Origin of the sequence: Bradyrhizobium sp. BR2003 (assembly GCF_009720285.1) — a bacterium.
GTDB classification, from domain to species: Bacteria; Pseudomonadota; Alphaproteobacteria; order Rhizobiales; family Xanthobacteraceae; genus Bradyrhizobium; species Bradyrhizobium elkanii.
This window is the reverse complement of record NZ_SMYJ01000032.1, coordinates 212,501-238,868: the sequence shown is the minus strand read 5'-3', so window position 1 is coordinate 238,868 and position 26,368 is coordinate 212,501. Positions and strand designations below refer to the sequence as shown.

Sequence of the window (26,368 nt, the reverse complement as noted above, 5' to 3'; positions counted from 1 at the left end):
GCGGCCCCGCTGCGCCAATCTGTCCCGTAGCTGCGACTGACCGATGCGATACCCTCACCAAAAAATCGGGGAGGGACTTCAATGCCAGCGACATTCACCCGCCGTCACGTCATCGCTGCCGGAGCTGCCGGTGTCGCGGCGCCCTTCCTGTCGCGCGGCGCTTCGGCGCAAGCCGCCTGGCCCTCGCGGCAAATCCGCATGATCTGCAGCTATCCGGCCGGCGGGCAGACCGATCTTTTGGCACGCGCTTTCGGCGAATTCATCGCAAGGCAAGTCGGGCAAACCGTCGTCATCGAGAACAAGGCGGGCGCCTCCGGCTCGATCGGCGCCGCCGAGGTGGCGCGCGCCGCGCCTGACGGTCACACCATCCTGTGCTCGATCTCGACCACTTACGTGATGAACCGCGCGATGATGAAGAACCCCGGCTACGACATGGACAAGGATCTGACGCTGGTCAGCGTGATCCCGGGCGCCGGGCTGCTGCTGGTCGCGAGCCCGAAATTGGCGGTCAAGACGCTGGCGGAATTCGTCGCCTATGCGCGCAGCAGCGGCAAGGTGAATTTCAGCACCTACAGCGCGGGCTCCGCATGACGATCAACGAGCTCAACAAGCAGTATGGCCTCACCATCGAGCCGATCCACTATCGCGGCGAGGCACCGATGTGGACCGGGCTTGCGGAAGGCACGCTCGACGTCGCGATGGGCAGCTACACCGCCGCGCAAACCGTCCTGCAAAGCGGTCGCGGCGTCGTCTTCGGAGTTCACTCGAAGAAGGTCGACGCGATCCCCGAGATCAAGACGCTGCCCGAGCAGGGCGCGACGTCGAAGTTCTTCACCGTGAGCGGGTTCTCGGGCTGGGCGCTGCCGAAGGCGACGCCGCAGCCGATCGCCGATCGGCTGTCGGAGATTTGCGTCGCCGCCAATAGCGATCCGAAGGTGAAGGAAGTGCTCGCGACCTTCGTGCTGGAGCCCGCGATCGGCTTCAAGGACAGCAATGCGCTGTATCAGCGCGAATTGCCGGTCTGGATGGAGGCCGCGCGATCACTCGGCCTGCCGCCGGCTTAAGGCGATCCCGAACTGAAGGATGGCTGCATCGACGGTTACCATTCGTCGTAGAACCACTCCCTGGGGATTCGAGGCCGCGCCCTTGCGTATGGCGGCATAGACGTCCGCTCGGGCTTGCGCACGGCCGGAGCCGGCTGCGCCGGAGGCGGTGACGCCTTCTGCTCGGAAACCTTCGCGAGCGCCCGTTTCATTTCTTCCTGGCTCGCCTTGAGTTCCTCAATGGCTTTCGAGCTCTCGCGGGCCAGCTGTTGCTGGTTCGCCTTTAATTGTTCGATGTTTCGCTCAACATTTGCAAGGTCGCGTGCGATCGTTTGGAGCAGCTGCGTCTGGTCGGGAAGGGCTGTGTTGGCTGTGGGCGCGGCGTCCTGCGCTGGCGCGGTCTGAGGCAACGGCGTCGCTTGGGGCGGAGCGGCCTCTGCCGCTCCGCCCTGAACGGCAGGTCGAGCGGGCTGCGCCGGAGGCTGCGGATCATCCGGCGGCAATGCTGGAGTTGAGACGAGTTGCGGCGCCCAACGGGCGACAAGCAGCTTGGCTTCCCCGCCATATGACGACTGCAACGCCAGGCCAGCGACAACGATACATGCTGCTACCGACAAGGCGGTGAGGGCTCGGAATATCGGTCTTCCGGGCGGCGATTGCGAGGCGGGTCCGGAAGAAGCAGGGCTCGGCGCGGAAGAAGCAGGGTTAGGTCCGACCGAGGGCGGGTTTGGGTGCGCCGAAGGGCGGGGCGCGGCATCGCGCTCCATTCTTGCGAGCTGTTCACTCAAACGCGTGAGCTCTTCATCGGCGCGCGCAATCTGCCTGTGGGCTTCCGCGAGTCTTTCGTCGGCGCGCGCGCTCAGGCTATCGCTCGATCCAACTGGGTCCGGAGTGGGTGTGGAGTTCATTGACGTATCCCTTTCCGTCCAATGTCACCCAAGAGTACCGAATCGGCTATCCGTCAGGGGCGATCAGCCTCCAGCACTCGCTTCAGTCTTGTCCAAAGAATGGCCGGATGATAGCGCGCCTGAGGTCTCGTGATAATGGGGCGGGATAACGGCCCGGGCGAGCCGGAGGTCAGGTCCGCCCGGATCAACAGCCGACATCATTCCGCGCGCCGCCGGGATGTCTTTCGACCACAAGTCGACGTCGGGGCAGCCTTGGGAGTTGTCCCTGGGGCAATGCAAAAGGCCCTGGCCAGCGTGGTCTCAGGCGTCCCGCTCCACCAACTCGAAGGTGATGCCCTCCGGGCCCTCGAACAGCCGGAGCTTCCGGCTGATGTAGTCCATCTCGTCGCTCAGCATGGTGACACCGTTGGCCACCAGGTGCGCGGTGGCCGCCTCGATGTCGTCGACGCGGAAGGCGAGGTGATTGAAGCCCAGCTTTCGCAGATTGGTCGGGTGCAGCCCCGGATCGGTGCCCGGGGGAGGGTCGAACTGAAGCAGCTGGATCTCAAAATCCGCTCCTTCGAGTGCCAGGGTGATGTGCTGGGCTCTCATGGCCGGCATGCCCATGTACCGGGCCGGAACGCCACCGTCGATGGTCGCGACGTGAGTCTTCTTGAAGCCAAGCAGTGCGAAGAACGCGATCGCCGGGCCGGCATCTGCCACTGCGATCGTCACATGATCCGGGCTGAGTATCATCTGATCGCTCCCTGTCATCGGCGCCGCACCAGCTTACAGCTCTTCGGGCTGCTCGGGAATGACAACAGGAACTGCGACAAAACAACCCGAACCACAGCTGGTCATTGTTGCGCGATGCTGGGACGACGAGTCCCGTCAACCACACCCGCCGCGGAGTATGGGTCCCGGCTTTCGCCTGGCTTTCGCCGGGACGACGAATGGAGAGAAGTCGCCCCGCCTACTTCTTCAAATTCGCATGCGGCCGGCCGAAGTCGGGCGCGGCGGAGTCCTGGCCGGTCTCGACGATGCCGCGGCGGATGGCGCGGGTGCGGGTGAAGTGGTCGAACAACGCTTCGCCGTCGCCGCGCCGGATCGCGCGGGTCAGCTTCGACAGATCCTCGTTGAAGGTGCCGAGCATCTCGAGCACGGCGTCCTTGTTGGCGAGGAATACGTCGCGCCACATCGTCGGGTCCGAAGCCGCGATGCGGGTGAAGTCGCGGAAGCCGCCGGCGGAGAACTTGATGACCTCGGATTCCGTCACCTGCGCCAGCTCGTCCGCGGTGCCGACGATGGTGTAGGCGATCAGATGCGGCAGATGGCTGGTGATCGCGAGCACAAGGTCATGATGATCCGGCGTCATGATCTCGACCTTGGCGCCGAGGGCGGCCCAGAACGCGCGCAGCCGGTCGGTCGCCGCGGGATCGGTGCCTTCGGGCGGGGTGAGGATGCACCAGCGGTTGATGAACAGCTCGGCGAAGCCGGAATCCGGCCCCGAATGCTCGGTGCCGGCCACCGGATGCGCCGGGACGAAGTGGACGCCGTCGGGCAGATGCGGCGCCATGTCCTTGACGACGGCGCCCTTCACCGAGCCGACGTCGGAGATGATGGCGCCGGGCTTGAGATGTCCGGCGATCTCGGCGGCGACCGGGCCGCAGGCGCCGACCGGGATGCAGAGGATGACGAGGTCGGCATCCTTCACCGCCTCGATGTTGGTTTCGACGACGCGATCGACGATGCCGAGCTCGGCGACGCGCGCACGCGTCTTCTCCGAGCGCGCGGTGGTCACGATCTCGCCGACCAGCCCTTGCGCGCGCGCGCCGCGCGCGATCGAGCCGCCGATCAGGCCGAAGCCGATCAGCGCGATGCGTTTGAAGAGCGGAGCGGTGGTCACGATGTCACTTTCCGGCCAGGAAGTCGCGCAGCCCCTCGACCACGAGGCGGTTGGCCTCCTCGGTGCCAATGGTCATGCGCAGCGCATGCGGCAGCTTGTAATTGTTGAGTGCGCGCAGCACGAGGCCGCGCCGTGTGAGATAGGCGTCGGCTTCCGCCGCGGTCTTGCCCTTGTCGGTCGGGAAATGGATCAGCACGAAATTGGCGACGCTCGGCGTCACCTTCAGCCCGAGTTTGCCGATCTCCTCGGTCAGCCAGTTGCGCCATTGTTCGGTGTGGGTCCGCGACATCTGCACATGTGCCGTGTCCTCGATCGCCGCCACCGCCGCCAGCATCGCCGGCGTCGTGACGTTGAACGGACCGCGGATGCGGTTGCAGGCATCAACGATATGTGCCGGCCCGAACATCCAGCCGACCCGCAGCGCCGCAAGGCCGTGGATCTTCGAGAAGGTGTGCGTCACCACCGTGTTGTCTGTGGTCGCGACCAGCTCGATGCCGAGCTCGTAGTCGTTGCGCGAGACGTAGTCGGCATAGGCGGCATCGAGCACCAGCAGCACATGCGACGGCAGCGCGGCGCGCAGCCGCTTGACCTCGTCGAACGGGATGTAGGTGCCGGTCGGATTATTCGGGTTGGCGAGCCAGACCAGTTTCGTGCGCGGCGTCACCACCTTGAGGATGGCGTCGACATCGGCGGTGAAGTTGGTTTCGGCCGCGATCACGTTCCTGGCGCCGTTCGCCATGGTGGCGATCGGGTAGACCAGGAAGCCGTGGGTGGTCGAGATCGCCTCGTCGCCGGGCGCGAGATAGGTGTGCGCCAGCAGGTTGAGGATCTCGTCGGAGCCGGCGCCGCAGATGATGCGGTCGGGATCGAGCCCGTAGGCGCGGCCGATCGCCTCGCGCAGCACGCGCGAGGTGCCCTCCGGATAGTCCTCGAGATGGTCAGCGGCGGCCTTGTAGGCCGCGATCGCCTTCGGAGACGGCCCGAACGGCGTCTCGTTGGCGGACAGCTTGAACACCTTGCGGCCCGGTTCCGGCACCGGGCTCTTGCCGGGCGTGTAGGGCGCAATATCGAGGATGCCGGGGTTCGGCACGGGGCGGGACATCATCAACTCCGAACAGAGCGTTTTCGAGCGACGTGGATACCGGTTCGCGTAAAGAAAACGCGTCAAAACAAAAGCCTGGACGGACGGCTGGCTCTACCTTCAGGTCCTGGCCGATCCGTTAGAGGGCACCGTATAGCGCGTTGCGTGGCTGCCGACGAGGGCCGACGAGCGAACCGAGGCGCCGGCCTTGATCAGGGCGAGCTTGATCTTCTCGAAGTCGTGCCCGGCGACCGAGACCAGCAGCGCCGCGCCGTCGAAGGCGGTGTCGGGGACCGCGACGATCTCGGCGAGTGGGGCCAGCGCGCGGGCGACATCGGCGTTCCAGCCGGAGACGCGCACGCTCCAGGTCTGCACCTCGGTGACCATGGCGTCGTCGGCGACCCGCGAGATCACGAACACCGGTAGCGCGGCGGGATGGTCGGCGCGTTCGAGGAACGGCAGCCGCGCGATGATCTTCGGCGCGCCACTGGCCTCGAGCGCATTCCACCACGGCGTGCGGCTTGCGATCGCGGAGACCAGCGCGAGGTCGCCCTTCGACTTCGCCACCGCCTCGACCGCGGCCTGCGCGCTGAAATGCGAGACGTAGGGCACCACGAAGCCGAAGTGAAAGCGCGCCGAGTCGCGCATGGCCGACTCGCCGACCGAGACGTCGGCATGCACCGCGAACGGCGCCTGCACGTAGGTGAAGGTCGAGATGATGACGCGCCAGATGCTCTCGATGGTGTCGAGCGGCAGGATGCCGCGATGACGCTGCACCAGCTCGCGCATCATGCTGGCCTCGCGCGCCGGGCGGAACGCCGAGCCGACCTCCTGGGTCTTCTTGACCTGGATCAGGCGGTCGATGATGTCGCCGCGCGCCATCAACAGCCGGTGAACCTGCTCGTCGATCGCATCGATTTCCTTGCGCAGCTCCTGCAGCGAAGGCGGCGACGGGGGTGGGTTGGACATGCTCTCAAACCTTGTCGTCGGGGCGGCCCGTTGCCGCGTCGGACAGGGTCCTGATTAGGAAAGACGGGCAGCGAAAGCAAAGAGAAACGTCGCGGGCGTGCCTTGCGCATTCGGTTAACCAATTGGCCGTGAGCAGGGCTGTCTTGACGGCGGGGCGCGCGGGGACTACGTTCCCGGCGTCCCGTGGTCATTTGAGCCGGCCGGCTTGCAGCCACGTTAAACAACTCGCTAAACAGGCCGGGGACCTTATCAGCTCCCGGCCGAACCTTTGTTCAGGCCGGGTTTTTTATTGGCCTGAGGTCCATCGAGCCCTCCCGCGCGGAGGCAGGGTCGCCTAGATGAGCAACGTGCGTCCGATACCGAGCCCACAAACCCAAAGCGATGATCGCGCCCATGAGGCCGACCATCCGTCGTCACTGGTGGCGAAGTTCGGGATGGACCAGCCGCTCAAGCTCGATTGCGGCGTTGATCTCGCACCGTTCCAGATCGCCTACCAGACCTATGGCGAGCTCAATGCCGACCGCTCCAACGCGATCCTGGTCTGCCACGCGCTGACCGGCGATCAGCATGTCAACAACATCCATCCCGTCACCGGTAAGCCCGGCTGGTGGGAGACCATGGTCGGGGCCGGCCGGCCGATCGATCCCGAAAAATACTTCATCATCTGCTCCAATGTGATCGGCGGCTGCATGGGCTCGACCGGGCCTGCGTCGCTGAATCCCGCGACCGGCAAGGTGTGGGGACTCGATTTCCCGATCATCACCATCCCCGACATGGTGCGGGCGCAGGCGATGCTGATCGATCGTCTCGGCATCACGACGCTGTTCTGCGTGGTCGGCGGCTCGATGGGCGGCATGCAGGTGCTGCAATGGACCGCGGCCTATCCGGAGCGCGTGTTCTCGACGCTCGCGATCGCCTGCTCGACGCGCCACTCGGCGCAGAACATCGCGTTCCACGAGCTCGGCCGCCAGGCCGTGATGGCCGATCCGGACTGGCGCGGCGGCCGCTATGTCGACGAGCACACCCATCCGCACCGTGGATTGGCGGTGGCGCGGATGGCCGCGCACATCACGTATCTCTCGGACGCCGCGCTGCATCGCAAGTTCGGACGGCGGATGCAGGACCGCGAGCTGCCGACCTTCTCGTTCGATGCGGATTTCCAGGTCGAGAGCTATCTGCGCTACCAGGGCTCGTCCTTTGTCGAGCGCTTCGACGCCAACTCCTATCTCTATCTGACCCGCGCGATGGACTATTTCGACATCGCCGCCGACCACAACGGCGTGCTGGCGAAGGCGTTCACCGGCATCCAGACGCGGTTCTGCGTGGTGTCGTTCACCAGCGACTGGCTGTTTCCGACCTCGGAATCGCGCGCGCTGGTGCATGCGCTGAACGCGTCGAGCGCGCGGGTATCGTTCGCCGAGATCGAGACCGACAAGGGGCACGATGCCTTCCTGCTCGACGTGCCCGAATTCCTCGAGATCTCCCGCGCTTTCCTGCTGGCCGCAGGCAAGGCGCGCGGACTGAAGGACGGCGGCCAGTCATGAGCATGCAGCAGACATTGCCCTTGCCGGGCGTCGCGCCGGAGCGGACCGGCGGCTATCGCACCGATCATCTGCTGGTCGCCGACATGGTGCGGCCGGGCTCGCGCGTGCTCGATGTCGGCTGCGGCGATGGCGAATTGCTGCAGCTGCTGGAAAGCCGCGGCATCGACGGCCGCGGCATCGAGCTGTCGCGCGAGGGCGTCAATGGCTGCGTCGCCAAGGGGCTCGCCGTGGTGCAGGGCGATGCCGACACCGATCTCGTCAACTATCCCGACGATGCGTTCGACTACGTGATCCTGTCGCAGACCTTGCAGGCGACGCGGCAGCCCAAGGTGGTGCTGGAGAATCTGCTGCGCATCGGCCAGCGCGCCATCGTCTCGTTCCCGAATTTCGGGTTCTGGAAGATGCGGCTGCAACTCCTGATCGGCGGCCACATGCCGCGGACCGAGAATTTGCCGGCGAGCTGGTACGACACCTCGAACATCCATTTCTGCACCATCAAGGATTTCGTGCAGCTCTGCGAGGAGATCAACGTCAAGATGGAGCGTGCGGTCGCGCTCGATCTCTACGGCCGCCCGGTGCCGCTCAACCTGCCCTGGTGGGTGTGGAACATGTTCGGCGAGCAGGGCGTGTTCCTGCTGAGCCGGGGTGGGCAGGGGAAGTGAGCGCTGCGCAGCGCGCATCCTCCCATTACACCGCGCCGGTTCTTCGACGTCCAGCTTTTCTTACCGCACTTGCCGTGCGAGAATGGATCAGCCCGCTCAGAGGCGATGCAAATCAATAACGGGCTGATGGCGGTCGATACAGGCTGGCGTGGAACGGTCAATTGCTCGGGGGAGGCAATGCGAACAGGTTTCTGGATTGCGCTCGTTGTCGTTGCGGCACTGTCCGCAGTCCTCAGGGCTACCGGTATCACCATCCCCGAGGGACATCAACATCATCTCGCGCAACCCCATGGCGCCTGCGACACGCAGGCGTCCGAGCATGCCGCGGATCATTTGCCCAATCCTGCGCATCATCGAGAGCATTCCGCGGCACTCGAACTGGTGGCCGTGTGCTCGGAGACCCATGTCGCCGTGAAGTCGGGCGACTGGAGTGCCCCCTCCACTTGGGCCGAAGGCAAGTCGCCCGCCGCCAATGCAAGGGTCCGCATTCCATCCGGAGTGACCGTCAAGATCGATCAGGAGGTCCCAGCCAAAATCGACTGGATTCGCGTCGATGGAGCGCTCATCTGGAGCACCGATCACGCCTCCTCGGTCGATGCCGGGACGATTGTCGTGACGCCTGAAGGGGCGCTCGAAATCGGGACCGAAGATCATCCTGTCTCGAAGACTGTCGTCGCAAAGCTCACCTTCGCCGCGCGAACGTTCCGAGACCGAAAGCATGATCCGTTCGACATGGCCGGCGGGCTGATTTCGATGGGCGCCATCCGGATTCACGGCGCCGAAAAGACGGCCTGGAAGATACCGCGGAGCCAGCTCCTGTCCGGAGCGACAGAATTCAAGTTCGATCAGCCGCCGTCGAACTGGTCAGTTGGGGATGAATTGATCGTGCCCGGGACCAGCGACACAAGTAACGAGGACGAGACGCCGACCATCGCCAGCGTCGATGGTGAGCAAATCCGGCTCGATCGGCCGCTCAAATATGCGCATCTGACGCCGGACGGCACCTCCGTTCCGATGGGCAACCTGACGAGGAATGTCCGTATTGCCTCTGAAGCTGCGGCGCCCTTATCGGCGCGCGGCCATATCATGTTCCTGCATCAGCAGACCGGTGTAAACATTGACGGCGCCGCGTTTCGGGATCTCGGCCGTACCGACGCGAAACGGGCCCAGACCTCACCTGATCTCGATGAGACCGGAAACCTGGTCCCCGGATCGGACGACAACACGGTCGGCCGATACGCGCTTCATTTCCACGTCGTCTCGGGCGCGCGCATCGATATCCCGCCTCATGTGGTGCGCAACAGTGTCGTAAGGGGCAGTCCAAAGCATGGCATCGTCAACCATGGCGGCCATCTCCTGGCAGAAAACAATGTGGCGTTCGCGATCGCCGGCTCGCATTTCTTTTCGGAGAATGGCACGGAGATTGGAGCTTTCCGCCGGAATCTCGCAGTCCGGTCGACCGGATCGGGCGACGACATCGTCAGTCGAATGGGGATATTCGACAATGGCCATCAGGGGCACGGCTTCTGGATGCAGAGTGCTGGTATCCGCGTAACGGACAATTGGGCTTTCGGGCACGCCGGGGCGGCTTATGTCGTGTTCGGCTATGCGTTCATGGAAGGAAATAACCGCACCTATTTCGACGCGCGCAATACCGATGATCGCGTCAACGCCGATGCAGAAGGCCGCATTGCGACTTCGGACGTCGATTTATACTTCGCACGCAACTATGCGGCCGGTTCGACCGACGGTGTGGAGATCTGGAATCACAAACTGGTTGCGCCGCACCCATCCCGGAGCCTCATCGAAGATGTGACGGTCTGGAATGTCCGCCGGCATGCGCTCTTCATCCCCTACGTCCGGGACACGCTCGTGCGAAACGTCTATACCTATGGTGGCGAAAGTCAGGAAGGCACCGATTTTGCGGTCGGGGGAAACTCCCAGACTGAGAACATCACCTTCCAGAATGTCTCGGCCCAGCGGTTTCCCATTGGATTGCTGCTGCCGCGGCGCGGTATCAATACCGTCGATGGCGCATTCCTTCGCAATCGAACGAACATCGTCATCGAATCGGCGAATCGTCCGTTTCGTATGATCACACTCAAGAACATCTTCGTTCCATCCGAGGGAGCAACAACGAACTTCCATCTGAAAGATCTCGCCGTGCCCGAGAATGGCGACATCGCCATGCTGTTTGAAAACGACCGGATTTTCTGGAGCAATTCCGACGGCAAGACTCTCCAGTTGTATTTCGGATCCCAGAACGAAAACTTCGTCCCCTTTGCCGACAACGGACCGGCGGATCTCAAGGGACTGACGAGTGGGGAAATCAAGGCCCGATTTGGCCTCGCGTTTGGCGGCCGCCTGGCGCCGATCGATGCGAAGCCGCTGCCGCGCAGCGACGCGACAACGGCTTTCGTCGACGCGGACAATCTGGTGCCGACGCCGAAGGAGCTGGAATTTGCGCAAAATCCGTCGAACGAACTCTATCCTTTGGCGGGGCAGCACATCGTGAATACCGAGGATCAGGCAGCAAGAAGCCGCTGGACGTTCACGGACACGGTTTCCGGCCTTGAGCGCCCCAACGTTGTTTTCGTCAAGAAGACAAGTCCAAAGCTGATTGTCCATCCGTTGCTTCGCAAGCTGGAAATTCACCCTGACGACGTGCGCTACGGCTATCGCCTTGAGGGAATCGTTGCCGATGTGGTCGACAACCGCGTGACCGAAATGGCGTTCATACAGGACTTCCCGCAGCTGCGGCCCGACGCGCAAGGTAAGATAGCGCTCGACGTGAAGTTTCCGGACCCGGCTGGGGACATGACTTCGCTGCCCCTGTCGCTCACCGTTACGAAACAAGCCGTTAGGCGCGGAAAGAATTACGAATTCTACAAGCAGGCGCAATATTGCGGGAAGTGCAATTTCTATCCGGAGATGGAACGCGACATACGCGCCATGTTTCGTCAGGCGCAAAACGTCGAATGATGTCGATGAGTGCCGGCGCTATTCGAGGGAATAGCGCCGGACGGTCAGGCGCTGATTGTAGTTGATTTGTGCCTGGTTGTAGGTATTGCCCGCGTTGAAAAACTGTAGCTTGCGCATCGAGTGCATGCCGTTCTTGTCGGGTTGCGCGACGAATATGCTGTATCCGGGACCGTAGGGCGTCGGCAGATAAGCCGGCTCGGAGAAAGCATGGAGATCTTTCGACCAAATGACGCCGATCTTTGAATAGGTCGTGGCGGGGTCATCGTCCCGGGCGTTGGCGAGGATGACGAATTCTCCACTGTCGAGACGGGTCATCGTCATGGCATGGATGTGACAGGCGCTTTGCGGGCGGTAGCAGGGATGCTGCGGGTCGATAAAATATTGCGAGAAGTAGGCTGCAAGGTCGGGCACGATCAGGACGCCGTCGCGATAGAGCTTGAAGGTCCGTGAAAAGCGGGCGTTCGATTCCACCTTGTTTCCGGCATCGACCCCATCGAGGTCGGCAGTGCGCACAATCGAATAGATCGCGTGCGACTGCTTGTCCCAAAAATGCGCCAGCGGATAGCGCTCCGCCCCGAACAGGCAGCTGTCGCCGTGGTTTGCGGGATCGGCTACGGTATCCGCCGTGGCGTCGCTCCATTTCGCGACGAACGATCCGGCATAACGTCCCTCGAATGCGATGACGTTCTTGTAGACGGAATACGTTACCTGATTCTCCGGGCACGGCGTGTAGTTAGCGAGCACGGTCAAAATGCTGATGCTGCCATCGTCACGAATTGCAACATGCGGATACTCCGGGGCGTAGGCCGGAGAGGGATATTCGGCGATGAGCTGCTTCGGCATCCATCGCCCGGTGTAAGGCGGAAGTATCTTGGTTATTTCGAGCCGGTGGCTTCTCGAAGGCCCACCGGTCCCGTATCCGGCGATCACGATTTCGCCGGCAGGCCCCATCGCTCCTCCGAGGTAGCTAAGAAGCTCGTCGCCAGGGTTCTCGAATGTCGATAGCAGGGTCCATGGCGCGGGATCCGGAGCTTTCGGATCGAGTGAGAGCAGTTGGACAATGGAGCGCTCATCCTTTGCACGCACCCAGTAGGCGATGAGCAGCTTGGTTCCATCGGTGAACAGCAGCGGGGGATGATAGGCGAGCCCGGCCTGAAAGCCGGCTGGCACGAAGGCGTGCCCCATATCCAGCCGCTCCGAGAACGTCGCGCCGTTTCTCAGGATTTCAACGCAGTACAGGCCTGGATTCGCAGGATCGCAAGGCGCGAAGATCGGTGCGTACTGATCGTCGCCGATGACGACGATCATCGGACTCATCACGGCCCAGCCGATCGGGATCGACGGTTGCGCCTTCCCATCCAGGAGATAGGATGCATCCGCTGCGGCGCCCGCCGCCTCCAGCTTCATTTCCTCAACGAGGCCCTGCGCGCAAACCGTCCTGGAGACGATCGCAAGCCCGATTGCGACGACGCAGAGCAGAACGGAATAGCCGGTTCTCATCGTTCGCTCGCTGTCGCGCAAACGTTGACGGATCTCCTTTCCCTGAGCTCCGGATGCAGCCCGGGCCTGTTGTCCGCATGGACCGGGCGTGCTCTGGCTGCGTTCCGCGCCCAACCTTCACACAGCATGGTCACGCCGCCACCAGCGACCGCGGATCGCGCACCGGCCAGCGGCCGGCCTCGACCAGCGCGATGAAGCGCTCGACCATCTCGTTGAACAGCGCCGGTTCCTCGAGGTTGAGCACGTGACCCGACTTCGGGAAGAAGGAAAGCCCGGCGGCCGGCAAATGCTGCTTCAGGAACATGCTGGGCGCGATGCAATTGTCGTCCTCGTCGCCGCACAGGATCAGCGCCGGCGTTGGCACACGCTTGATGGCGTCGGTCATGGTGTAGATCGAGGGCCGGCCGCCCTGGAAGCTGCGCATCGTGTTGGCGGAGCCCTTGGCGTCGTGGCGGGCGAGCGCGGCGTAGAAGTCGGCGTGGCCGCGCGGATCCTTGACCAGGAACGGAATCCGGCTCGGCGCCTCGCGCGTCACCTTGGCGACCTCGACCGCGCCGATGCTCTCGTATTGCTCGGCATTGGCGCGGCACTGCGCGCGGAAGGCATCGAGATGCTCGAGGCTCGAGCCGGAGCCGACGGCGGCCAGCGTCATCGACAGCGCGCGCTCCGGCGCATTGAGCGCGACCTGCAGCGACGAATAGGAGCCCATCGAGAGCCCGACGAAATGCGCCTTGGCGATGCCAAGATGGTCGAGCACCGCGAGCGCGTCGGTATAGAAGTGCTGGTAGGTGTAGACGTCGGCGCTCGGCGGCACGTCCGACGGCGTGTAGCCGCGCGCCGAATAGGCGATGCAGCGGTGGCCGCGCGCGAAGTAGCGCATCTGCGGCTCCCAATTGGTATGATCGGCGGCGAACTCGTGCAGGAAGATGATCGGGCTGCCGCTGCCGGCCTCTTCGAAATGGAGGCGGACATGATCTTTCGTCGCGGCATAGGGCATTGAAATTCTCCTCTCGTTGGCCGTCTCCAGATTTGCAGTTAATTTTCAAGGCCGCAATGCGGCAGTTCCGGTTCCTTTCTCGTCATCGAATCATCGCGGAATGACCCAGAAATTGTTCCCGCAACGCCGCATGAAATCTTCCTCGCGCCATCCCGATTTTCAAAACACCGCCGTGTTCCCCCGGGAACGCGACGGGGAGTTGGGGAGCGTTACAGAGGATCTAGTGAAGTATGGTTCAGTTGCTTGCGTGTCGCCGGTCGCTTCGTGTTTTGGCGCTGGTTCTGTGTTCGCTCACTCTCGCCGCGATCTCCGCCGCTCCGGCATCCGCCCGTCCGCATCATTCACGTCACGCGCATTCGGCCCATACCGGTCATCATGCCGGCCATCACGCGCGTCATTATGCCCGCCATCACTATCGGCACACAGCGCGGCTGTCGCGCGCCGAGCGCCGCGCCCTCGCGCTGCCGGGCGGGATCGTCGAAACCAACGCAGCGCCGTTGCCCGGCAGCGCTGATCCCGTGCCCAACACTGGCGGCGTCAGCGCGGCAGGCGGCTTCGGCTCGTCCGGCATCGTCGCCGAGGCGCGCCGCTATCTCGGCGGCAATCCGACCGGTCGCTCCAGCCTGTGGTGCGCCCGCTTCATGAACATGGTGCTGCAGCACACCGGCCATCGCGGCACCGGCTCCGACATGGCGAGTTCGTTCGCCAAATACGGCACGCGCGTTTCGGGACCGCAGGTCGGCGCCATCGCCGTGATGAGCCGCCGCGGTGGCGGCCATGTCGGCATCATCACTGGCGTCGATGCCAAGGGCAATCCGATCATGATCTCGGGCAACAGCGGCCACCGCGTCCGCGAGACGCCGGTCTCGCGCGGCCGGATCTATGCCTATGTGATGCCGACCAACTGACCGGTCGAAAGCGGGGCAGGGCGCGCACGCGCCTTGCCCGGCCTACGACGCGACAAGTCCCTCGGCGGCAATCGTGTCGCCGACGGCGGCGCCGCCATCGCTGATGATCTCGGCATAGATGCCGCATTCATTGTTGCCGAAGCGCTGCATCAGCGTGTTCGGCACCGAGAGGTCGCGCGCGCCGGTATCGGGATCGACATTGACCGCGGCGCAGCGGGTGATGCGCTTCACCACCCTGGCCCGCGCGCTGCCGATCGCGATGGTCTGGTCGAGCAGGCTGGCTTCATGCCAGGCCGGCCAGCCCTCGACATAGAGGTTGGCGCGGAAGCGCAGCGGATGGACCGGCGCCTGCACCATCTCCTCGATCGCCCGCAGGCTGGCCAGATTGATGATCGAGACCACCTTGCGCGGCACGTCGGAGAAGCTGTGGCCCGGGCTGACCAGCACCTTGGGCGGTCCCTTGATCTGGCCGGTGTGACGGTCGGCGAAATAGCGCTCGATGGCCGCGCGGCCTTCGGCGGTCTCGAGGTCGCCCTGGGCCACCATCGCGCGATCCCGGCGCAGCGTCAGCACATGGCTGTCATCGTCGAAATGGGCGCGCAGCGGCGCCAGCCACTCGTCCCGCTGCAGCATCAGGAAATGCGGCTTCGGCAGCCATTTCGGCGCCGAGGGATCGAAGCCGCTCGGGCCGTTCTCGATCGCATAGCGGCGATCGGAGCGGAGCGTCTCGCCGGCCTTGAGCTCTGCGTGCGGCAGCGGCTCGGGCGTGAGACCCTTGACGGGGTAGCGATAGATGCCGGTGATCCTGGCGGAGGAGGCGTGCGTGTTGTCCATTCGCCCGCTCTAGCCTGTTTGGCGTGCGAGGAGAACTGCCGCCTGCGGGAAGGTACTAGTCGGCGCGCGCCGCTCCAGGGGTGTCCAGCAGGCGCTGCATGAACACGAGATCGAGCCAGCGGCCGAACTTGCGTCCGACCTCCGGCATCCGGGCGACCTCGACGAAGCCGGCCTGCGCGTGCAGCCGGAGCGAGGCGGGATTGCCGCCGTCGATGCCGGCGATCATGACGTGCTTGCCGAGCGCGGTGGCCGCGGCGATCAGTTCGTCGACGATGATTCGGCCGAGACCGCGGCCGCGATGATCGGCATGGATATAGACGCTGTGCTCGACGCTGTAGCGGTAGCCCGGGAACGCCCGGAAGTCGCCGAACGTGCCGTAGCCGAGCACCGTCGTCTCCTCGACGGCCACCAGCACCGGGTAGCCGAGCGCCTGCCGCGCCTTCATCCAGGCCAGCCGCTCAGCGTCGGAATCCTGCTTCTCCGTCCAGATCGCGTTCGAGTTGGCGACCGCCTCGTTGAAGATCGCGGTAATTGCCGGGATGTCCTGCTCGGTGGCGGGGCGGATAATCATCGGTGGTTCCTTGCGGGCCTCTTGAATGGACCCCATCGTCTACTATATAAGACGGTATGTCAATTATAGAGGACAACGCCGATGAGGCTCTGGGGCGGCGGGTTCGCGCCGAACGGGAGGGCCGCGGCTGGTCGCTGGCGGAACTCGCCGGGCGGGCCGGCGTGTCCAAGGCCATGCTGAGCAAGATCGAGCGGGCGGAGGCGAGCCCGACGGCGGCGACGCTGTCGCGGATCGCCACGGCCTATGGGGTGACCATGGCCGCGCTGTTCGAGGTTGCCCCACATGGCTCCCGCCTGCAGCGGGCCAGGGATCAGCCGGTCTGGCGCGATCCGAAGGCGGCCTATCTGCGGCGGCAGGTGTTCCTGCATCCGGCCAATCCGCTGGAGCTGGTGGAAATCGAGCTGCCCGCGAGGCAGGAAGCCGGTTTCCCCGCCAGCGCCTATCACCTGGTCCGCCAAGTGGTGTGGGTGATCAGCGGCCGCCTCACTTTGATGGAAGGGGCGGAGCGCCACGAGCTCGCTGCGGGTGACCGCGTCGAGCTTGGTCCGCCGTCGGACATCGTCTTCCGTAACGAAACCGCTCAGCCCTGCCGCTACCTTGTCGCCATCGTGCGGCGCTGAGCTTCATCGGGCGAAATCGCAGACTGCGGCTCTTCCGTTTTGGAACCAAGTGCCCACATCTGCGGCAAGCCTGAAAAATGATGGCGACGACCAGAGGCTGGTTGAGGAACGTCAACGCGGCCCGCGGAAACCCAATGAAGATGCCGTTGTCATGCCTGATTGGGTGACGATGGCAGGCCGAGGGAAAACGAATGAACATTGAGAAGTACACCGAGCGCGCGCGCGGATTCATCCAGTCTGCCCAATCGCTCGCAATGCGTGACGGTCACCAGCAGTTCTCGCCGTTGCATCTGTTGAAGGTGCTGCTGGACGACAATGAGGGACTCGCCGGCGGTCTAATCGACCGTGCTGGCGGTAATTCCAGAGCAATCCTGAAAGCGACCGAAGAGGCGCTGAACAAGCTGCCGAAGGTCTCGGGCAATGGTGCCGGGCAGGTCTATCTGTCGCCGGAGCTGGCGCGTGCCTTCGATGCGGCGGAAAAGGCCGCTGACAAGGCCGGTGACAGTTTTGTCACCGTCGAGCGGCTGTTGCTTGGGCTTACGCTCGAGAAGGGCAGCGAGGCCGCCTCCATCCTGAGCAAGGGCGGCATCATGGCGCAGAACCTGAACGCGGCGATCGAAGCGCTGCGCAAGGGCCGCACCGCTGACAGTGCGACCGCCGAGAACGCTTACGACGCGCTGAAGAAATATGCCCGCGACCTGACCCAGGCCGCGCGCGACGGCAAACTCGACCCGGTGATCGGCCGCGACGAGGAGATCCGCCGTACCATCCAGGTGCTGTCGCGGCGGACCAAGAACAATCCCGTCCTGATCGGTGAGCCCGGCGTCGGCAAGACCGCGATCGTCGAGGGCCTGGCACTGCGCATCCTCAACGGCGACGTGCCGGAGAGCCTGAAGGACAAGAAGCTGCTGTCGCTCGACATGGGCGCCCTGATCGCCGGCGCGAAATATCGCGGCGAGTTCGAGGAGCGGCTGAAATCCGTCCTGCAGGAGGTCTCGACCGCCGAGGGCGGCATCATCCTGTTCATCGACGAGATGCACACGCTGATCGGCGCCGGCAAGACCGACGGCGCGATGGACGCGTCCAACCTGTTGAAGCCGGCGCTCGCGCGCGGCGAGCTGCACTGTATCGGTGCGACAACGCTCGACGAGTACCGCAAGCATGTCGAGAAGGATGCGGCGCTGGCCCGCCGGTTCCAGCCGATCTATGTCAGCGAGCCGACGGTCGAGGATACCATCTCGATCCTGCGCGGCCTGAAGGACAAATACGAGCAGCATCACGGCGTGCGCATCACCGACTCCGCGCTGGTGGCCGCGACCACGCTGTCGAACCGCTACATCACCGACCGCTTCCTGCCCGACAAGGCGATCGACCTGATGGACGAGGCGGCAGCGCGGCTGAAGATGCAGGTCGATTCCAAGCCGGAAGAGCTCGATTCGCTGGATCGCGACATCATCCGGCTCAAGATCGAGCAAGAGGCGCTGAAGAAGGAGAACGATGCCGGCTCCAAGAGCCGCTTGCAGACCCTGGAGAAGGAGCTCGCCGGGCTCGAGGAGAGGTCGACGGCGCTGACGGCGCGCTGGAGCGCGGAGAAGAACAAGCTTTCCAATGCCCAGAAGCTGAAGAGCGAACTCGATGCGCTTCGCGTCGAGCTTGCCAATGCGCAGCGTCGCGGCGAATTCCAGAAGGCGGGCGAGCTGGCCTATGGCCGGATTCCCGACCTGGAAAAGAAGCTCGCCGATATCGAGGCGCAAGAAAACAGCAAGCCGAACGGCGGCGAGATGATGGAGGAGGCGGTCACCGCCAACCACATAGCGCAAGTCGTCTCGCGCTGGACCGGCGTGCCGGTCGACAAGATGCTCGAGGGCGAAAAGGACAAGCTCCTGAAAATGGAGGACAGTCTCGCCAGGCGCGTCGTCGGCCAGGCCGAAGCGGTGCGGGCGGTGGCAACCGCCGTGCGCCGTGCCCGCGCGGGCCTGCAGGATCCGAACCGGCCGACCGGCTCGTTCATGTTCTTAGGCCCCACCGGCGTCGGCAAGACCGAGCTGACCAAGGCGCTCGCCGCTGACCTGTTCAACGACGAGACCGCGATGGTCCGCCTCGACATGTCCGAGTTCATGGAGAAGCACTCGGTCTCCCGGCTGATCGGTGCACCTCCCGGCTATGTCGGCTACGACGAGGGCGGTGCCCTGACCGAAGCCGTGCGGCGGCGGCCCTACCAGGTCGTGCTGTTCGACGAGATCGAGAAGGCGCATCCCGACGTCTTCAACGTGCTGTTGCAGGTGCTCGACGATGGCCGCCTGACCGATGGTCAGGGCCGTACCGTCGACTTCCGCAACACGCTGATCATCATGACCTCGAATCTCGGTTCGGAGTTCCTGGTGAATCAGCCGGAAGGCGAGGACACTGCGGCGGTCCGCGATCAGGTGATGGGCGTCGTGCGGGCGCATTTCAGGCCGGAATTCCTGAACCGCATCGACGAGATTATTCTGTTCCACCGCCTGCAGAAGAGCGAGATGGGCCGTATCGTCGAAATCCAGTTCGCACGGCTGACCAGGCTGCTCGAGGATCGCAAGATCGAGCTCACGCTGGACGCCAAGGCGCGGGACTGGCTCGCCGAGAAGGGCTGGGATCCGGCTTACGGCGCCCGTCCGCTGAAGCGGGTGATCCAGCGCAGCGTGCAGGATCCGCTGGCCGAGATGATCCTCGCCGGCGAGGTCAAGGACGGCGATCACGTCGTGATCTCGGAGAAGGGCAACGTGCTGACCTTCAACGGTCAGGTGCCCAAGAATACCGACAAGGCCGCCGAGATCGTGCAGTTCGAGGCCCCGGTCTCGAAGCGCAAGCTGAACTGAGCATTTCGAAAGCGAAACTGGATGCGGCCTGGCGACAGGCCGCATCCATCGCGCCATGACAAGGTTGCTGTACAAGGTTCCTGTCGGGCGGCCGCATTTGCGGCCCGAATTCATGAAACCGCCGGCGGACGGCGTTCGTTTTCATCCTGAATGATCGGCTGGCGTGGCAACGTCCCGTGCAGCTGCCAAGGGAGTACTGGCGCGAATCACATCGCTGATTCGCGCCATCTTGCATCAGCCACACCGCCGGTCGCCCTCAGCAGAAGGCGAATTGCATGAGCAGAGACCTCATTGCCCATAACCGGCCCCTCTATGACGATCTTCATCCGCGTGTCTACGGCGTAGCCGCCGGCCTCGTCGCGTGGTTCGCGGTGGCGGCGTGGATATTGTTCGACCGCCAGGACGATGTCGAACTGTCGCTGATGTTCGTCAGCGTGTTGCTGTTTGTCGCGGTGCTCCTGCCGTGGCTGCTATCGCAGATCTGGCTGAAATACGACCACCGGCATGACCCGCATCCGAGATCGATTTCGTTCCGCGAATGGCGGAGGGGCGAATTCGCGGTCTGGGGCAGCACGATCAACAGCACCCATGCGACGATCGACATGCTGCTCCCGCTCGCATCCGTGGCGTTCGGGCTGACCGCGATCGGGATCGTGTTCCTGATCTGCGCCAGCCTCGCGCCGTAGTTCTTGCCGGACCCATCATTCCGGCGGGGCGATGGGCGGCGACGGCTCGTCGTCCTCGCTGGGCTCGAGTTCGGACAGGATGTCGACCAGCTCGCGGGCGCGGCCCGTGGCCAGCGGCTTGCCGGCATTCATCAGCGGCTCGTCATTGGCGAGCCAGGCCTGCGCCTCGGCAAGCTCGGTGATCGTCGCTCCCGATGCGATGATCCGAGCAATCGTGACGTCGTCGGCGTGGCCGATGGCCTTCAGCACGTCGTCGCGAGTGATCCTGGTCATGGCGCAAATCCTTGTGCATGTGTTCGTTGAGCACAACCAAACCCTACCGCCAGCGATCCGCGCCAGCGGGTAGGGATGCGTCGGTTTCTGGCCTCAGCTGTGCGTTGTGAGTCGAGGCGGATGCTGGGACATTACCCAGAGCTCGATCGCCGCGAGGACCGCGACGGCAATGCCGATCACGACGTGCACGGTCGTCGCCGTGGTCATTCCCTGGAAGCCCAGGACCCAGGGCGAGACCAGCGCCCAAAGCCCGACGATGAGGTTGAGCCACTCCTCCCAGACCGCAAACGCCGCGAGCGCGGCGATCGCAAGGACCGCCATCACGAGGCCGACGATGTGGGCGTTGGTGGACACCGTTCCGGCGTCGAACTTCAACAGCCACGGCGACAGGAAGAGAATCGCGCCGAGGATCAGGTTTGCGACGTCGCACAATTTTGCGTTCGTCCAGTTCTCCATGACACCCTCCATTGGAGGTTTCGCTGACGAATCAACTGGATGGCCGCCGTTCGGGTTCCCATCTCACGACGCGAAATTTAATGAAAGCGGCGGTCTGACGGGCCTATTGCGTCAGCGATTGGTGATGGAGCGCGTCTGCGACGTGGAGCTCGTGGCATCCGAGACGATTCGCGAGCTGCCGCGGCTGGACATCTGGGCCTCGATCCGGTCGCGCTCCTTCTCGAAGTTCGCCAGCATCGGGCCTTCGAGCGAACGGCCGCGCGGCAGCTTCACGCGCATCGGGTCGACGAATCGGCCGTTGACCAGGATTTCGTAGTGGACGTGCGGGCCGGTCGACTGGCCGGTCGAGCCGACGAAGCCGATCACCTGGCCCTGCCGCACCTTCTTGCCGATCTCCATGCCCTTGGCGAAGGCCGACATGTGGCCGTAGGCCGTCTCATAGCCATTGGCATGCTTCATGCGGATATATTTGCCGTAACCGCCCTCGTATCCGACCTTCTCGAGCACGCCGTTGCCGGACGCGAAGATCGGCGTGCCGTAGGCGGTGGCCCAGTCGACGCCGGTGTGCATCTTCACATAGCCGAGGATCGGGTGGCGGCGGCCGCCGAAGCCCGACCGCATGATCGCGTTGTTGACCGGCTTGCGCACCAGGAACTTCTTCGCGCTCTTGCCGGTCTCGTCATAATAGTCGACGAGGCCGTCGTCCGAGCTCTGGAATCGGTAGTATTTCTTGGTTTCGCCGCCCACGGTCAGCGCGGCGTAGAGCACTTCGGTCTTTTCGGTGCTGGTGACGCCCTCGTCCTCGCCGGCAAAGAACACGTCGAACGAGTCGCCGGGCTGTACCTTGCGCTGGAAATCGACGTCATAGGAGTAGATCTTGACCATGTCTTCGATGACGGTCGGCGGCACCTTGTTGCGCAGCGCGGTCTCGTAAATGCTCTGATAGAGCCGCACGCCGCTGCCATCATCTTCGTCATCATCGCTGGAATTGTCGGCGGTCTCGGTGACGGTGTTCATGCTCTGCACGTCGACGGCAACGTATTTGCCGAGATCGGACAGCGCAGCGACGGCCTCGATGACGGACTCGTTGGCGACGATCACGCGATAGGGCTGCAGCCTGACATTCGGTCCGGGAGCCGCCGGCGCCATCAGGATTCTTACCTTCTGGCCTTCCTTCAGGCCGCCGTCGCGGCCGCGCGGGCCGAGCGTCGCGGCGATCGCCTTCGCCTCGTCGGGCGTTGCGCCCTGATCGCGCAGGATCGAGGTGATGCTGTCGCCCTTCTTGACGAGGTGAACCCGTTCACCGACAGGATTGCCGCCGGTGACCTGCTCTTTGGTCTTCGGCAGCAGGGTGACGTTTTCCGGCACCACGCGGGTCTCGAAGCCGGCATAGGGATCGGAGGTGTTGCCCTCGGTGGCGTAGGCCATCCTCATATCGGGGCCGGCGCCACTCGCGTCAGCCGCGGCATTGGCGAGAGAAGCGTAGCGCACCGAGCCGCCGGAGCCGCGCCAATTGGCGGCGTCGCGGACCCGCATCAGCACGTCGTCGAGCGCGACGACGGCGGCGAGCTTGGCCTTCGGCAGCACGGAGCCGAGATCCTTGGTGACGAAGGAGACCTCGGCGTCGGGCTCGGCCGCGGCATTCGGATCCTCGGCCGCCGCCGGCGTGTCGGAGCCGACATCAGTCAGCAGACGCTGCGCGTTGAACGCCGGGATCTTTGCCGACAGATCGCTCGTGGTCATCGAGAGATTGCCGGAAATTCGGATGAAGGGCCGCACCCGCATCACGTCGCGATTCCCGACGCGGGTCACGGTCGAGACGCGCACCAGGCTGCGGGAAACGGAGGATTCGCTGGGTGGCGGCAGGCGGTCGCCCTTGTGCAGGCTGACGACGCGATCATTGCCGGTGAACGCGCCGCGCAGCGCGCCTTCGACGCGCTCCGGCACCTTGGCGAAGGTCATCTCGCCGTCGAGCGACGCAAAAACGGCGCCGCCGATCAGGGCTGCGCCACATAGACCAGTCAGAATGGTGCCGCTGAACCATTGAACGGAGACGCGGCGGCGATCGATCACCGCAGCCTCGGTGCCGTCGACCGAAAGCGGCGGTTCGTGACCGAGATCGATCATCCCGGTCTCGCGCCCAATGCCGCTTCCGCGTGACGCCCGTTGGCTCAACCCGATATCCCCCCAAATTCCAGCAACTGCGATCGACCTCTGCTCGTCCTTGTCCCCACCTTGATCCCGTGACGAGGGATCTCGGCAGTGTGGCGAGCCACACGCATCGAATTCGAGAAGCCGATGGCCATTAGCTAGCCGCGATCTCGAACGTCAATGGTGTGCAGATCTCTCGATGTTGCTCGGCCGCGAAGGGAAGAGGCGACGGGTTCTTGGAGAAATCGCCTGGTCCCCCAGAAAAACCGCCCCAGCCCCCACAGGTTACGAGCGGTTCAATGCATTCGTTATAGCCAGAACGTCGCAGGATTGTGGCTCAAGTGCGGCATTTGAGGTGGAAAAGCTTCCCTCTGGAAAGCAGGTCGATGTCCGCCGCCCGGCCCGGGGCGGTTGGAACCCGTTTTGGAGGGCCTCGCGGGCTCCCCGGCGACAAACTTTTTTAAAGTTTTTTGCCGCGAGGGCTGGGTGGCGAATTTTTACCTCCGACCTAAGCCACGGAAAGCACGAGAATTTCTTCGCATTGCACAAGCGATTTGGGCGTGCGACGATTTGTTGACAATGGCCGTTGACAATCCCGAGGGGGGCGGACTATAAACCAACCACTGAGCGCGGCGCCGCCGGGTCACTGACCAAGGCGAGCGAACGCGCCTCTGATGCTCCTCACTTAGATGAGTGACACAACAACCGACCTCAATCGGTTGAGGTTCACTGTCGGTCGGTGAAGGGTAGAACCACCCTCTAAGGGTGTGGGGTCATCGGATCCCGGGCTGTTTGACAAGTAAAGATGAAGAAAGAGAAACGTGGACGGCGGAGTCCTTGCGTCTCTCGGAATGCTTGAAAGCTCCGGCTTTTGACTTCTGAGAGTGGACGAAAGACTTCGGCGGTACACGTTTTAAAGGTTACACCATCGCTGCACACGATGTGAATCGTCAGCAGCTTGCCGGTTTCGGCCGGTGAAGAATGGTGGGACCTCGTCAAACGTTGTGATCAGCCGGTTCAAGGTTTCAAGTCCAACTTGAGAGTTTGATCCTGGCTCAGAGCGAACGCTGGCGGCAGGCTTAACACATGCAAGTCGAGCGGGCGTAGCAATACGTCAGCGGCAGACGGGTGAGTAACGCGTGGGAACGTACCTTTTGGTTCGGAACAACTGAGGGAAACTTCAGCTAATACCGGATAAGCCCTTACGGGGAAAGATTTATCGCCGAAAGATCGGCCCGCGTCTGATTAGCTAGTTGGTGAGGTAATGGCTCACCAAGGCGACGATCAGTAGCTGGTCTGAGAGGATGATCAGCCACATTGGGACTGAGACACGGCCCAAACTCCTACGGGAGGCAGCAGTGGGGAATATTGGACAATGGGCGCAAGCCTGATCCAGCCATGCCGCGTGAGTGATGAAGGCCCTAGGGTTGTAAAGCTCTTTTGTGCGGGAAGATAATGACGGTACCGCAAGAATAAGCCCCGGCTAACTTCGTGCCAGCAGCCGCGGTAATACGAAGGGGGCTAGCGTTGCTCGGAATCACTGGGCGTAAAGGGTGCGTAGGCGGGTCTTTAAGTCAGGGGTGAAATCCTGGAGCTCAACTCCAGAACTGCCTTTGATACTGAAGATCTTGAGTTCGGGAGAGGTGAGTGGAACTGCGAGTGTAGAGGTGAAATTCGTAGATATTCGCAAGAACACCAGTGGCGAAGGCGGCTCACTGGCCCGATACTGACGCTGAGGCACGAAAGCGTGGGGAGCAAACAGGATTAGATACCCTGGTAGTCCACGCCGTAAACGATGAATGCCAGCCGTTAGTGGGTTTACTCACTAGTGGCGCAGCTAACGCTTTAAGCATTCCGCCTGGGGAGTACGGTCGCAAGATTAAAACTCAAAGGAATTGACGGGGGCCCGCACAAGCGGTGGAGCATGTGGTTTAATTCGACGCAACGCGCAGAACCTTACCAGCCCTTGACATCCCGGTCGCGGACTCCAGAGACGGAGTTCTTCAGTTCGGCTGGACCGGAGACAGGTGCTGCATGGCTGTCGTCAGCTCGTGTCGTGAGATGTTGGGTTAAGTCCCGCAACGAGCGCAACCCCCGTCCTTAGTTGCTACCATTTAGTTGAGCACTCTAAGGAGACTGCCGGTGATAAGCCGCGAGGAAGGTGGGGATGACGTCAAGTCCTCATGGCCCTTACGGGCTGGGCTACACACGTGCTACAATGGCGGTGACAATGGGATGCTAAGGGGCGACCCTTCGCAAATCTCAAAAAGCCGTCTCAGTTCGGATTGGGCTCTGCAACTCGAGCCCATGAAGTTGGAATCGCTAGTAATCGTGGATCAGCACGCCACGGTGAATACGTTCCCGGGCCTTGTACACACCGCCCGTCACACCATGGGAGTTGGTTTTACCTGAAGACGGTGCGCTAACCGAAAGGGGGCAGCCGGCCACGGTAGGGTCAGCGACTGGGGTGAAGTCGTAACAAGGTAGCCGTAGGGGAACCTGCGGCTGGATCACCTCCTTTCTAAGGATGATCCTTCAGATCAGCTCACGCTATCTATCGGATCGTTTTAGAAACATTCAGGGGCCAACAGTTTCAGGATTGTTGAGCTCCATTGGCGGGATTTCGCCGTCTTCGTTTCTCTTTCTTCGCGGACGAACACGCGCCAGGGGCTGAGCGCTGTGCGATGCACCGACTTCAGGTCGGGTGTGCGCCGGCACGTCTCTCGTGTTAGGGGCTTGTAGCTCAGTTGGTTAGAGCGCGCGCTTGATAAGCGTGAGGTCGGAAGTTCAAGTCTTCCCAGGCCCACCATTTTGATCGAGTGCGGAGCATTCGTCTTCTGGTACGGGGCCATAGCTCAGCTGGGAGAGCGCGTGCTTTGCAAGCATGAGGTCGTCGGTTCGATCCCGTCTGGCTCCACCAGATGGTTTGATCACCAATGGCGTCACCGTCGTCCGCGAAACATCACTTCGCACTCATTGGTCCGGATGGACGGTGACGTGCGTGTTTTCTGACATCGTAAAGAGGAGATCGATCCGAGTTTGGATCAAGCGAAGCAATTCGCCTGGGCCATTCATTATCTCCGGGATCATTTCGGCGCTCGCTTTCAATCGTGAGATTGGATGCGGGTTGTAAATGATCTCTTTTAGCGAAGCTTGACCGCCTCGCTATCGGGCCGATCTTACGAAGCAAGCTGGTCTTTCTAGTCAATGTCCGGCTGCGCAATCGCGTTCATCGAGGATGCGTGCCTGAGACTTCGGTCTTCGGGCAATTGTGCAGACAACATTCTGCCGAGTGTGTGGACATTGATAATGAGAGCAATCAAGTGCCTTAAGGGTGTTCGGTGGATGCCTTGGCGCTGAGAGGCGATGAAGGACGTGCTACGCTGCGATAAGCCGTGGGGAGCTGCGAAGAAGCTTTGATCCGCGGATTTCCGAATGGGGAA

General features: G+C 63.0%; 19 protein-coding genes, 2 tRNA genes, 2 rRNA genes, 1 pseudogene and 1 riboswitch (1 of these 25 only partly in view). Of the genes and pseudogenes, 12 read left to right on the top strand and 12 right to left on the bottom strand.

Annotated features, from left to right (window positions below; genetic code table 11):
• Positions 1-81: 81 nt before the first annotated feature.
• Positions 82-1,064, top strand: a pseudogene (locus E2I15_RS27750) (Bug family tripartite tricarboxylate transporter substrate binding protein).
• Positions 1,065-1,099: 35 nt separating this feature from the next.
• Here the strand turns inward: E2I15_RS27750 and E2I15_RS27745 are convergent.
• From E2I15_RS27745 to E2I15_RS27725, 5 genes are all read right to left on the bottom strand, one after another.
• Positions 1,100-1,453 (bottom strand): SH3 domain-containing protein, encoded by a 354-nt coding sequence (locus E2I15_RS27745; protein WP_137478903.1) that lies wholly within the window; start codon positions 1,451-1,453, stop codon positions 1,100-1,102.
• Between the two features lie 798 nt (positions 1,454-2,251).
• Positions 2,252-2,686, bottom strand: a complete 435-nt coding sequence (locus E2I15_RS27740) for a VOC family protein (protein ID WP_137478904.1) — start codon at positions 2,684-2,686, stop codon at positions 2,252-2,254.
• A 217-nt stretch (positions 2,687-2,903) separates the two neighbouring features.
• Positions 2,904-3,836 carry a prephenate/arogenate dehydrogenase family protein gene (locus E2I15_RS27735; protein WP_137478905.1) on the bottom strand — a complete coding sequence of 311 codons (933 nt, stop codon included), beginning with the start codon at positions 3,834-3,836 and terminating at the stop codon, positions 2,904-2,906.
• A gap of 4 nt (positions 3,837-3,840) precedes the next feature.
• On the bottom strand, positions 3,841-4,938 hold the full coding sequence (hisC, locus tag E2I15_RS27730) for a histidinol-phosphate transaminase (protein WP_137478906.1): 1,098 nt from the start codon (positions 4,936-4,938) through the stop codon (positions 3,841-3,843).
• 99 nt (positions 4,939-5,037) lie between these two features.
• Positions 5,038-5,886 (bottom strand): chorismate mutase, encoded by an 849-nt coding sequence (locus E2I15_RS27725; protein ID WP_137478907.1) that lies wholly within the window; start codon positions 5,884-5,886, stop codon positions 5,038-5,040.
• 173 nt (positions 5,887-6,059) lie between these two features.
• Positions 6,060-6,139: riboswitch (SAM riboswitch) on the top strand.
• Between the two features lie 85 nt (positions 6,140-6,224).
• On the opposite strand from E2I15_RS27725, the gene metX reads away from it, so the two are divergent.
• From metX to E2I15_RS27710, 3 genes are all read left to right on the top strand, one after another.
• On the top strand, positions 6,225-7,430 hold the full coding sequence (gene metX, locus E2I15_RS27720) for a homoserine O-acetyltransferase MetX (RefSeq protein ID WP_137478908.1): 1,206 nt from the start codon (positions 6,225-6,227) through the stop codon (positions 7,428-7,430).
• Positions 7,427-8,092: a methionine biosynthesis protein MetW gene (gene metW, locus E2I15_RS27715; protein WP_018268941.1), complete on the top strand. Its 666-nt coding sequence runs from the start codon at positions 7,427-7,429 to the stop codon at positions 8,090-8,092. The genes metX and metW overlap by 4 nt, the downstream gene beginning before the upstream one ends.
• Positions 8,093-8,197: 105 nt before the next feature.
• A complete protein-coding gene (locus tag E2I15_RS27710) occupies positions 8,198-11,074 on the top strand; it encodes a G8 domain-containing protein (RefSeq protein WP_137478909.1) in 2,877 nt (958 codons plus the stop codon).
• Positions 11,075-11,092: 18 nt separating this feature from the next.
• Here the strand turns inward: E2I15_RS27710 and E2I15_RS27705 are convergent, their stop codons facing one another.
• Together E2I15_RS27705 and E2I15_RS27700 are read right to left on the bottom strand one after the other, a co-directional pair.
• Entirely contained in the window at positions 11,093-12,574 is a 1,482-nt protein-coding gene (locus tag E2I15_RS27705) for a hypothetical protein (protein WP_137478910.1), read from the bottom strand.
• 130 nt (positions 12,575-12,704) lie between these two features.
• Positions 12,705-13,571 carry an alpha/beta fold hydrolase gene (locus E2I15_RS27700; protein WP_137478911.1) on the bottom strand — a complete coding sequence of 289 codons (867 nt, stop codon included), beginning with the start codon at positions 13,569-13,571 and terminating at the stop codon, positions 12,705-12,707.
• 230 nt (positions 13,572-13,801) lie between these two features.
• Here E2I15_RS27700 and E2I15_RS27695 point away from each other — a divergent pair, with 230 nt between their 5' ends.
• Positions 13,802-14,479: a TIGR02594 family protein gene (locus E2I15_RS27695; protein WP_137478912.1), complete on the top strand. Its 678-nt coding sequence runs from the start codon at positions 13,802-13,804 to the stop codon at positions 14,477-14,479.
• Between the two features lie 42 nt (positions 14,480-14,521).
• Here E2I15_RS27695 and E2I15_RS27690 read toward each other — a convergent pair whose 3' ends face one another.
• Together E2I15_RS27690 and E2I15_RS27685 are read right to left on the bottom strand one after the other, a co-directional pair.
• The gene (locus E2I15_RS27690; protein WP_137478913.1) at positions 14,522-15,313 is read right to left on the bottom strand and encodes an MOSC domain-containing protein; all 792 of its coding nucleotides are present in this window, start codon (positions 15,311-15,313) and stop codon (positions 14,522-14,524) included.
• A gap of 55 nt (positions 15,314-15,368) precedes the next feature.
• The gene (locus E2I15_RS27685) at positions 15,369-15,884 is read right to left on the bottom strand and encodes a GNAT family N-acetyltransferase (protein ID WP_137478914.1); all 516 of its coding nucleotides are present in this window, start codon (positions 15,882-15,884) and stop codon (positions 15,369-15,371) included.
• Positions 15,885-15,940: 56 nt separating this feature from the next.
• Here E2I15_RS27685 and E2I15_RS27680 point away from each other — a divergent pair, with 56 nt between their 5' ends.
• The 3 genes from E2I15_RS27680 to E2I15_RS27670 all read left to right on the top strand — a co-directional run bounded on the left by E2I15_RS27680 (position 15,941) and on the right by E2I15_RS27670 (position 20,045).
• Positions 15,941-16,504, top strand: coding sequence for a helix-turn-helix domain-containing protein (locus E2I15_RS27680; RefSeq protein WP_137478915.1), 564 nt, complete (start codon positions 15,941-15,943; stop codon positions 16,502-16,504).
• 191 nt (positions 16,505-16,695) lie between these two features.
• A complete protein-coding gene (gene clpB / locus E2I15_RS27675) occupies positions 16,696-19,359 on the top strand; it encodes an ATP-dependent chaperone ClpB (protein WP_137478916.1) in 2,664 nt (887 codons plus the stop codon).
• Between the two features lie 275 nt (positions 19,360-19,634).
• Positions 19,635-20,045: a hypothetical protein gene (locus E2I15_RS27670; protein ID WP_137478917.1), complete on the top strand. Its 411-nt coding sequence runs from the start codon at positions 19,635-19,637 to the stop codon at positions 20,043-20,045.
• A gap of 15 nt (positions 20,046-20,060) precedes the next feature.
• Here E2I15_RS27670 and E2I15_RS27665 read toward each other — a convergent pair whose 3' ends face one another.
• From E2I15_RS27665 to E2I15_RS27655, 3 genes are all read right to left on the bottom strand, one after another.
• Positions 20,061-20,318: a hypothetical protein gene (locus E2I15_RS27665; protein ID WP_137478918.1), complete on the bottom strand. Its 258-nt coding sequence runs from the start codon at positions 20,316-20,318 to the stop codon at positions 20,061-20,063.
• A gap of 93 nt (positions 20,319-20,411) precedes the next feature.
• Positions 20,412-20,774, bottom strand: a complete 363-nt coding sequence (locus tag E2I15_RS27660) for an SPW repeat protein (protein ID WP_137478919.1) — start codon at positions 20,772-20,774, stop codon at positions 20,412-20,414.
• A 111-nt stretch (positions 20,775-20,885) separates the two neighbouring features.
• A complete protein-coding gene (locus E2I15_RS27655; protein ID WP_137478920.1) occupies positions 20,886-22,949 on the bottom strand; it encodes a M23 family metallopeptidase in 2,064 nt (687 codons plus the stop codon).
• Between the two features lie 1,008 nt (positions 22,950-23,957).
• On the opposite strand from E2I15_RS27655, the gene E2I15_RS27650 reads away from it, so the two are divergent.
• The 4 genes from E2I15_RS27650 to E2I15_RS27635 form a co-directional block, all read left to right on the top strand.
• Positions 23,958-25,446, top strand: a 16S ribosomal RNA gene (locus tag E2I15_RS27650).
• A gap of 211 nt (positions 25,447-25,657) precedes the next feature.
• Positions 25,658-25,734 (top strand) — tRNA-Ile (locus E2I15_RS27645).
• Positions 25,735-25,769: 35 nt separating this feature from the next.
• Positions 25,770-25,845, top strand: a tRNA-Ala gene (locus E2I15_RS27640).
• Positions 25,846-26,242: 397 nt separating this feature from the next.
• Positions 26,243-26,368, top strand: a 23S ribosomal RNA gene (locus tag E2I15_RS27635); it runs 2,714 nt beyond the window's last position.
• Together the 16S and 23S rRNA genes with 2 tRNA genes alongside form the textbook arrangement of a ribosomal RNA operon.